We start from the raw sequence: 9631 nt of genomic DNA on the forward strand, positions 1-9631 counted from the left end.
CGTGATATTTAGGTTAGGCTAACCTAAGTTCGAATGGCTGGGCGGGGAACTCCCACCCCGATGCCGTCCCGTTCACCAGGAGAAAGGGGAGCGCCCGATGCGATCGTCCAGGCCGGAGGTGTCCACGGCCCAGTACCGCAAGTCCGTCGCTCTGTTCGCGACGGGCATCGTCGTGGTGACTGCCGTCGACACCGAGGGGAGGACACACGGCGCGACCGTGAACAGTTTCACCTCGGTCAGCCTCGATCCGCCGACCGTCATGGTCTCGCTGCGGAAGGGGAAGACCCACTCACTCATATCCGACAGCGGCTGGTACGGAGTCAGTGTGCTCAGCCAGGAGCAGAGTGCGTACGCGTCCCACTTCAGCGGCCCGCGCGACGGGCGCGTGGAACCGGACTTCGTCTCGGGCGACCACGTTTCCACGCTTGGGGGGAGTCTCGCCCGGTTCGAGTGCGAGGTGACGCGCGAGATCGGGATCCACGATCACACCCTGTTCGTCGCGCGAGTGGATTTCTCCAGTGCGACCGACGGGGTCCCGCTCGTCTTCTTCGGCAGCCGGCACAGCCACGTGCTGCAGCTGGGCTGAACCGGCCGTAGCGCCGCCCAGGGGGCGACGCCCCCTGCGCGGAGCACGGTCAGGAGCCGGCCCCGAGGAGCGGCGCCCATATGCCTATCTCGGGTCGTGCCGCGAGGTCGGCGAACCCGGCCTCCACCCCGTACTCGCGCCGCCATCCCTCCAGGAGGGTCATGATGCGGATGGAGTCGAGCCCGTAGTCGACCAGGTTCTCGTCGAGAGGGACGTCCGCCGGGTCCTCGCCCAGCGCGTCCGCGACATCCGCGCGGATCCGTTCCACGGTGAGTGTCATGGCCGCTCAGAACTCCTTGAGAAGCGCGTCGGTGCTGGTGACGACGGCGCAGCGGCCGGCCGCCCAGCGCAGGGCCATGTCATGGTCCTGCCGGGAGAAGTCGGCGACGGCGTCGGCGACCACGAAGGCTCTGATGTCCTGCATCCAGGCGTCGCACGCGCTCATCAGCACACCGATGTGCGCGTAGACCCCCACGATGACCAGTTGATCGCGCCCGAGGTCGCGCATCCGGCGGAGCAGATGCGACCGGACGAACGCGCTGTACTTCCACTTGGTGATCACCGTGTCCCCCGCCTGGGGTGCGAGGGCGGCGGGAACGGCCTTCGCGCGCTCGCCGTCCGGCAGCCCTGGGCCCCAGAAGTCCTGCTGGAGGCCCCGCTGTTCGGGTGTCTGGCCGCCGGGCTGCGCCGAGTACGCGACCGGGACGCCTCGGCGGCGTGCCTCGGTCGTCAGGCGCTCCACATTGTCCAGCAGCTCGGTGACCGGGGAAGCGCCTTCGGTGAAGGCGTCCAGGAAGTAGTTCTGCAGATCGTGTACGAGCAGCATGGCCCGGTCCGGGTCGACGGTCCACCCGACGCGGTTCGCGGGCAGCTCGTCCGCGGTGGGCATGGGGTACGGGGTGATGGCGGGAAGTGCCATGGCGGAAGCCTCTCGGTGGTGCGGTGGTGCGGTGGTTCCCGGGGCGGCCGCGGTACGCAGGTCCTTCTTGCTGACCTTGCCGATCCCGGTCTGCGGGAAGGCGTCGACGAACTCGACCCGGTCGGGGACCTTGTAGGCGGCCAGGCCCCGTTCGCGGACGTACTTCTTCACGGCGGCGGGCCTCAGCGGCTCCGCGCCCCGGCGCAGGATGACGTACGCGCAGCTGCGTTCGCCGAGGTAGCCGTCGGCCATCGCGACGACGGACACGTCGTGCACGGCCGGGTGGGCGAGGATGACGTTCTCGACCTCCTCCGCCGCGATCTTCTCGCCGCCCCTGTTGATCTGGTCCTTGGCCCGCCCTTCCACGACGAGGTGTCCGGTGGGGGTCCTGCGGACCACGTCGCCCGTGCGGTAGAAGCCGTCATCGGTGAAGGCGCGCGCGTTGTGTTCGGGGGCGCGCCAGTAGCCGCGGATCGTATAGGGCCCCCGGGTGAGCAGATGGCCTGTGGTGCCCGGAGCCACCTCACGGTCCGCGTCGTCCACGACGCGTATCTCGTCATCCGGTGAGATGGGCCTGCCCTGGGTGGTGACCACGGTCTCGCACGGGTCGTCGAGCCGTGTGTAGCTGACCAGTCCCTCGGCCATCCCGAAGACCTGCTGCAGGGCGCACCCCAGTGCGGGGCGCACCCGGCGGGCCGCTGCCTCGCTGAACTTCGCGCCGCCCACCAGCAGCACCCGCAGGCTGGACAGGTCGTACGGTGTGCCGGGCCCGGCATCCGTCCAGACCAGGGCGAGGGGCGGCACCAGACCGGTGAGGGTCACGCCCTCCCGTTCGATCAGCGGGAAAGCGGTGGCCGGATCGGGCTGCGGGCACAGGACGACCCGCCCGCCCGCGTACAGCACACCCAGCGAACCTGGTGAACTGAGCGGGAAGTTGTGCGCGGCGGGCAGCGCGACCAGGTACACGGAGTCCGCGTCGACCCGGCAGATCTCGTTGGAGCCGCGCAGCGAGTAGAGGTAGTCGTCGTGCGTGCGCGGGATGAGCTTCGGCACTCCCGTGCTGCCGCCGGAGAGCTGGAGGAACGCGAGGTCGTCCGGGGCGGGCCCGTCGCTCCCCTCGCCCCCGACATGGCCGGCCGGCTCACGGGGCACATCGGCGAGCGCGGTGTGCTCACCCGGCTCGCCCACCACGAACACCTCGCGCAGCGTGGGCACTTCGGCGCGTACGGCCGAGGCCAGGGCGCGGTGGTCGAAGCCGGCGTGCGTGTCGGGGACGACATACGCGACCGCCTCGGTGAACGAGCAGAAGTAGCCGATCTCCAGCTCCCGGTGGGCCGGCAGCGCGAAGACGGGCAACGCGCCCAGCCGGAAGAGAGCGAAGACCACCTCGAAGAACTCGGCGGTATTGGGTAGTTGGACGACGACGCGGTCGCCCTTGCGGATGCCCCGGGCGGCGAATCCGGCGGCCAGCCGGTCGGCCCGCTCGTCCAGCTCGCGATAGGTCCAGGCCCGCCGCTCGCCCGCCGGGTCCACGACGGCGATCCGGTCGGGGTGCTCCGCGGCCCGCTCGCGCAGCATCCCGCCGAAGGTCTCGCCGCGCCAGTAGCCTGCCGCCCGGTAGCGCTCGGCGAACCCCTGCGGCCACGAGGGCGCCTCCTCGACGGCGGGGCTCACTGCTCGACCCCCAAGGCGTCAAGGAAGGTACGGAACTTGGCTGCTGTCTCCGCGGTCTCGGCCTCAGGCGACGAGCCGGGCACGACCCCCGCGCCCGCGTACAGGCGCAGTCGGCGCCCCTGCGCTTCGGCGCACCGTATCGAGACGACCCATTCGCCGTCGCCGCTCGCGTCCGACCACCCGGCCATCCCGGTGTAGTGGCCCCGGCCGAAGGGCTCCAGCTCGCCGATCACCTCACGGGCGCGCGCGGTCGGGGTCCCGCACACGGCGGGTGTCGGGTGCAGCGCACCGGCCAGCTCCAGCGCGGAGACGGCCGGGTCCGCCACCTCCCCGCTCAGGGTGGTCGACAGATGCCACATGGTGGCGGTGCGCACCAGGGTGGGGCGTGCGGGCACATCGAGGTGTGCGCAGTACGGGGCGAGCGCCGCACGCACGGCGTCCACGACGACCGTGTGCTCGTGCAGGTCCTTGGCGGAGTCCAGCAGCGCCGACGCCCGGCGCACATCCTCGGCGAGATCGGAGCTGCGGGGCGCCGACCCGGCCAGCGGGTTGGCCACTACGCGAGATCCACGCCGGGACACCAGCAGTTCGGGGCTTGCGCCGAGCAGCGTACGCCCGGGGCCCGACGGCATGGCGAAGGTGTAGCCGCCGGGGTCGGACCCGGCCAGTCTCCGGAGCACGGCCGGGATGTCGGGCTCGTCGGCGGACGTCAGCTCCAGGGTGCGGGCGAGGACCACCTTGCTGAACTCACCGGCCCGCATCCGGCGGACGGCGGACGCCACCGACGCGGCGTACTGGCGGGCGGTGGGCACCTCCCGTACCGTCCAGCCGCCGGCCGGCGGCGCACAGGCGGGCGCGGGCAGTGCGATGAGCGGGTCCTCCCGCAGGGCGGGGGCCCAGCTCACCGTGTGCGGTACGGCCAGCAGCGCGGGGGCGGAGCGGTCGAAGGGCACCGTGCCGACGACGAGCGCCGCACGGTCACCGCCGCTCCGCCGCTCAGCGAGCAGCTCCGACACGCGTGCGGCCGGCGGGCGTTCGTCCTGCGGTACTTCGACGCGGGTGCCGTGGGCGAGCAGAGTACGGGTGGGCGAGGCGAAGAACCAGTGGTCGCCCGGCTCGTAGGCGGTGAGGAGTCCGGTGGCGGCTCCGACCGCTGTGAGGGGCCGGGGGCCGGAGCCCGATGAGCGAGAGGTGCTGCTGGGCACCGGAGGTCCTGCCAGGTCGGGAAGGGAGGTCACGTGGGCTCCGATCGGAGAGGGGTGGGGCGGGGCGGAGGAGCGGGTGCCGGTCAGGCACGGAGTGTGGCGCCGCCGTCCACGTACAGGTCGTGCATCGTGATGTGACGGGCCCGGTCGGAGACGAGGAACGCGACGGCGTCGGCGACATCGGCGGGATCGGCGATCCGGCCGAGCGGGATTCCGGTGCGGTAGGTCAGCGGGTCACCGTCGATGACCCGCTGGGACGCACCGGGGTCCGTCCACAGCTGCCGCTGCATATCGGTCAGGGTCGAGCCGGGCGAGACGATGTTGCAGCGCACGCCGACGGGCGCGAGTTCCAGGCCGAGGCACTTGGTGAACATGACCGCGGCCGCCTTGGACGCCGCGTACGCGGCCATTCCGCTGCGGGGCACCCCGGCCGCGTTCGAGCCGACGGTGACGATGCTGCCCGTGCCGCGGCCGCCCATCACACGGGCCGCGGCCCGTGAAAGGTGGAAGACCCCCGTGGTGTTGACGGCGAAGGTCGCCGCCCAGTCGGCGTCCCCGAGACCGACCACCGGCGCGGGGCGGAGGATCCCGGCCACGCTCACCGCGATGTCCAGGCGGCCGTGGGTCCGCTCCGTCCGCACGACCAGCTCGTCCACCGCGGCCGCGTCGGTGACATCGACCCTGCGGGCGGTCACCAGGCCCGGGAACGCCCCGGCGAGCCGGTCGACGCCGTCGGATTCCTTGTCTGCCGCCACGACCCGTGCGCCCTGCGCGACGAGCGCGCGGACGACCGCCTCGCCGATGCCCCGGCCCGCCCCCGTCACCACGGCGACACGTCCGGAGAGTTCACTGCCCGCGCTCATATGTCCCTGGCCTTCCGTATGCCGGCCGGGGCCGGGGCCGGGGCCTGTGCCGATGCCGACGGGACGGCGCGGCCGGTCATCGTGGTCGGCCGTACGCCCGCCAGATCGCGCAGTCTGCGGTCGAGATGGCGCGCGATCTCCGCGAGGGGGCCGTTGCGGGTCATGTCCTTGTGACGGCAGGTGACGTTGTGGTTCTCGATCGCGCCCTCCACATACGGCTTCCAGTCCCGGTGTGTCAGCGCCGTGTCGACCTGGTCGACCGTGGCAGTGAAGAAGAGCAGGTCGCCGTCGAACACCCGGTGCTCCACGCCCTGTTGCAGGACCGCCGACGACACGAAGGTGTCCATCACCCCCTGGACCGAGGGTGCGGCCAGCTCGGAGAGGATGCCGCCGCGTTCCGCGATGACCGCCATCACCCGCTCCCGGTCCAGCGGCTCGTCGTCCAGCTGCGACAGGTCGTAGTGCGACATGTAGAGCAGCGACCGCAGGGCCTGCTGCTCGTGGTCGTCGGCCAGCTTCTCCCAGGGGTAGCGCGGGTACGAGTCGAGCATCCCCAGCAGGGCGACCTGCTCCCCGTCCTGGCGCAGCAGGGTGGCCATCGTGTGGGCCACGACGCCCCCGAACGACCAGCCCACCAGGTGGTACGGGCCGTGCGGCTGGACCTCCCGGATGTGCTCGACGTACTCGGCCGCCATGTCCGCCAGCGAGGGTGCCGCCGGGAGGTCGCCGGTGAGCGCCCGGCTCTGGATGCCGTACAGCGGGCGCCGGATGTCGATGTGCCGGCGCAGTCCGGCGAACGGCCAGCTCAGCCCGGACGCGGGGTGCAGACAGAACAGCGGCGGCAGATCGCCGCTGGTCCGCAGCGGCAGCAGGACGCCGAGGGCCTGCCTGCTGCCCGCGCTGGAGGCGGACGGCGGCGCCAGACCGTCCCGGTCGTCCAGATACCCGGCGAGAGCGGACACCGTCGGACGGGTGAACAGGTCAAGGACCGGCACATCCCAGCCGAGGCGGGCGCGCAGCGCCGTCTGGACCCGGGCCAGCAACAGCGAGTGGCCGCCCAGATCGAAGAAGTTGTCGTGCGCGCCGACCCGCGGCAGACCGAGCGCCTGCGCCCACACCTTTGCCACCAGCCGTTCGGTGTCGTTGGCCGGCTCCGTGTAGGGAGCTGTCGCGGCGCGTCCGTCCGTCGCTTCGTCCTCGGACGCGGCGAGCGCCTTCCGGTCGACCTTGCCCGACGTCATCAGGGGGAAGGCGGACACGACCCGGCAGTTCCGCGGCACCATGTACTCGGGCAGAGCTGTGCGCAGCCAGTCGAGCAACTCGTCGCCGTCCGCGGGCGGATGTTCCAGGTCCGGGGTGCACCAGGCGGCCAGCTGGTCGCCGCCGGGCCCGCCGTGCCGGACCAGGACGACGGCCTGGCGCACGCTCGGGTGCCGCCCGAGCACCGACTCGATCTCCTCCAGCTCCACCCGTACTCCGCGGATCTTGACCTGGTTGTCGACCCGGCCCAGGAACTCGATGTTCCCGTCCGCCCGGAAACGGGCCAGGTCGCCGCTGCGGTACAGCCGCGCCCCCGGCTCGCCCGAGAAGGGGTCGGGGACGAAAGCGGCCGCCGTACGACGGGGATCGCCGAGGTAGCCCCGGCCCAGCGGGACACCGCCCAGATACAGCTCACCCGGCACCCCCACCGGCACCGGGTTCATCGCCGGATCGAGCACGTACACCGCGGTGTTGGGGTTGGGCCTGCCGATGGTGATCCCCTGCTCCGCGTCGCCGCGGTAGACCTGGCAGGTCACACCGATCGTGGTCTCGGCCGGACCGTACCCGTGGTACATCGTGGCGTCGCCCAGCCGCTCCCGGAAGCGACGGAACAGCTCGGGTGTGAGCACCTCGCCACCGCACCAGACGTGTTTGAGCGAGGCGCCCGCCTGCGCGATGTCCTCGCGCCCCAGCATGATGTCGAGGATCGAGGAGACGAGATAGACGAAGGCGATCCGCTCCCGCCCGATCAGCTCCAGGAGATGCGCCACATCCCCCTCGCGCCCCGCGTCGGCCACCACCAGGGTCGCACCGGCGGCCAGTGGCAGAAAGATCTCGTTGACCGAGATGTCGAAGGTCAGCGGGGCTTTGTGGAGCACCGGGTCGTCCGGGGTCAGGCCCAGCAGCCCGATCTGCCAGGGCAGCCGGTTACTGATGGCGCGGTGCCGGATCATGGCGCCCTTGGGGGTGCCGGTCGAGCCCGACGTGTAGATCACGTAGGCCAGGTTCTCGGGGTCGACCGGCACGTCGGGGCTGTGCTCAGGACAGCCGGTGAACCAGTCCCCGTCGAGGTCCAGTTCGAGGGTCCGCACCGTCGCGGGCAGGTCGTTCGCGGCGTCGGCCGTGGTGAGGACGGCCGCCGGACGGGCGTTGCCGACGATGGTGGCGATCCGCTGCGCGGGCCACGACGGTTCCAGCGGTACGAAGGCGCCACCGGCCTTCTGCACGGCGAGCAGGCCCACCACCATCTCGGCGCTCCGCGGGAGATGGATGCCGACGGTGCGCTCGGGGCCCACACCCAGCTCACGCAGCCGGTGCGCCAGCCGGTTGGCCAGCGCGTCCGTCTGCCGGTAGGTGAGCCGGCGGCCGCCCGCGACCAGCGCCTCGCGCTCCGGGTGGCTGCGGGCCCGGTCCTCGAACATCGCGGGGAAACTGCGGGCGTCCACGGGGGCCGCGGTGTCGTTCCACTGGCGGAGCATCAGGTCCCGTTCGGCGCCCGAGAGGATCTCCAGCCTGCTGATCGGGAGTCCGGGCTCGGCCACCGCCTGCCGCAGCAGTCGCAGCAGCCGCTCGGTGAACCCCCGGGCGGTGTCCTCGTCGAACAGGTCGACGGCGTACTCCAGGAACCCTTCGATGCCGTCGCCGCCGGGGGCGTCGCCCAGTGAGAGAGTGAGGTCGAACTTGGCGGACCCGTTGTGTACGCGGACCGGCCGGGCGGTGAGTCCGGGGAGACTGGGGCCGGGGCGCCCCGCACCGTAGGAGAGCATCACCTGGAACAGGGGGTGCCGTGCGGGGGAGCGGACCGGGCGGAGCTCCTCGACCAGCCGCTCGAAGGGGATGTCCTGATGGTCGAAGGCGGCGAGGTCGACGGCGCGCACCCGGGCCAGCAGCTCGGCGAAGCCGGGGTCGCCCGATGTGTCGGTGCGCAGGACGAGGGTGTTGGCGAAGAACCCGACCAGATCCTCCAGGGCCCGGTCGGTGCGTCCGGCCACCGGGCTGCCCAGCGGGATGTCGGTGCCCGCGCCGAGCCGGGTGAGCAGAGCGGCCAGGCCGGCCTGGAGCGTCATGAACACGGTCGCCCCGCAGCGCTGGGCCAGCGCCCGGACCGCCCGGTGCAGCTCCGCGTCGATACGCACCGGGACGGTCCCGCCCCGGTGGCTCGCGACGGCCGGGCGGGTCCGGTCGGCGGGAAGGTCGAGCTGGTCGGGGAGCCCGGCGAGCTGCCCGGCCCAGAAGGCCAGCTGCCCGGCCGCGACATCGCTCGTCCCGGAGAGCAGTTCCCGTTGCCACAGGGCGTAGTCCGCGTACTGCACGGGCAGTGGCGCGAGCTGCGGGGCGCCGCCCGCCCGGCGGGCGGTGTAGGCCGCGGCCAGATCGTCCGCCAGCGGTGCAAGGGACCAGTCGTCACCGGCCGAGTGGTGCAGCAACAGCAGCAGTACGTGGTCCTCCGGGCCTGCTCTCAGCAGCCGTGCGCGCAGCGGGAGATGGCTGGTCAGGTCGAAGGCGAAACGGGCGGCCGAGGTGAGTGCGGCCGTCAGGCCGTCGGTGCCGGTCTCCGTCACATCCCATTCGACGGTGGCACTCCCGGCGTCCAGCACGACCTGGCACGGGTCGCCGTCGTCCGGCGGGAAGACCGTCCGCAGACTCTCGTGCCGGTCCACCAGATCCGTCACCGCGAGGCGGAGCGCGGCGACGTCGAGCGGCCCGGTCAGCCGTATGGCCAGCGGGATGTTGTACGTGGGGCTCGGCCCCTCCATCCGGTGCAGGAACCACAGCCGGCGCTGGGCGTAGGACAGCGGGACGCGTTCGGGCCTGACCGCCGGGACCAGCCGGGGGCGGGCCGGGGCCGAGGTGTCGAGCCGGGTGGCCAGGCGGGCCGGGGTGGGCGCCTCGAACAGGTCGCGGACACCGATGCCCGCGTCGAGCGCGTCACGGACCCGGCCGACCAGCCGGGTCGCGAGCAGCGAATGTCCGCCCAGCGCGAAGAAGTCGTCGTCGGGGCCCACCTGTTCGGCGTCGAGCAGGTCGGCGAAGAGCCCGCACAGCACCTGTTCGCGGACGTCGGCCGGCGGGCGGCCCGACCGGCCGGCGGCCAGGGAACCGGGGGCGGGCAGGGCGGCGGGGT

The 9631-nt window shown here is 72.4% G+C and carries 6 protein-coding genes and 1 pseudogene; 1 reads left to right on the forward strand and 6 read right to left on the reverse strand.

The window, feature by feature from the left end; genetic code table 11:
- The first annotated feature begins 97 nt into the window (after nt 1-97).
- Complete coding sequence (gene styB / locus G3I19_RS13490; RefSeq protein ID WP_164263589.1) at nt 98-586, forward strand: styrene monooxygenase NADH-dependent flavin reductase subunit StyB; 489 nt, start codon at nt 98-100, stop codon at nt 584-586.
- 49 nt (nt 587-635) lie between these two features.
- Here the strand turns inward: styB and G3I19_RS13495 are convergent, their stop codons facing one another.
- From G3I19_RS13495 to G3I19_RS13515, 6 genes and pseudogenes are all read right to left on the reverse strand, one after another.
- Complete coding sequence (locus G3I19_RS13495) at nt 636-866, reverse strand: phosphopantetheine-binding protein (RefSeq protein ID WP_164263591.1); 231 nt, start codon at nt 864-866, stop codon at nt 636-638.
- Between the two features lie 6 nt (nt 867-872).
- On the reverse strand, nt 873-1505 hold the full coding sequence (locus G3I19_RS36880; RefSeq protein WP_203599531.1) for an isochorismatase family protein: 633 nt from the start codon (nt 1503-1505) through the stop codon (nt 873-875).
- 42 nt (nt 1506-1547) lie between these two features.
- Nucleotides 1548-3179 (reverse strand): annotated as a pseudogene (locus G3I19_RS13500) ((2,3-dihydroxybenzoyl)adenylate synthase); the annotation flags it as partial.
- Complete coding sequence (locus tag G3I19_RS13505; RefSeq protein ID WP_343235092.1) at nt 3176-4384, reverse strand: isochorismate synthase; 1209 nt, start codon at nt 4382-4384, stop codon at nt 3176-3178. The gene G3I19_RS13505 and the pseudogene G3I19_RS13500, both read right to left, overlap by 4 nt.
- 83 nt (nt 4385-4467) lie before the next feature.
- Nucleotides 4468-5247, reverse strand: coding sequence for a 2,3-dihydro-2,3-dihydroxybenzoate dehydrogenase (locus G3I19_RS13510; protein WP_164263598.1), 780 nt, complete (start codon nt 5245-5247; stop codon nt 4468-4470).
- On the reverse strand, nt 5244-9631 hold a 4388-nt coding region (locus tag G3I19_RS13515), incomplete at its 5' end, for a non-ribosomal peptide synthetase (RefSeq protein WP_164263601.1). The genes G3I19_RS13510 and G3I19_RS13515, both read right to left, overlap by 4 nt.

The sequence above is a fragment of the Streptomyces sp. SID10853 genome, from assembly GCF_010548145.1.
Taxonomy (GTDB): Bacteria; Actinomycetota; Actinomycetes; order Streptomycetales; family Streptomycetaceae; genus Streptomyces.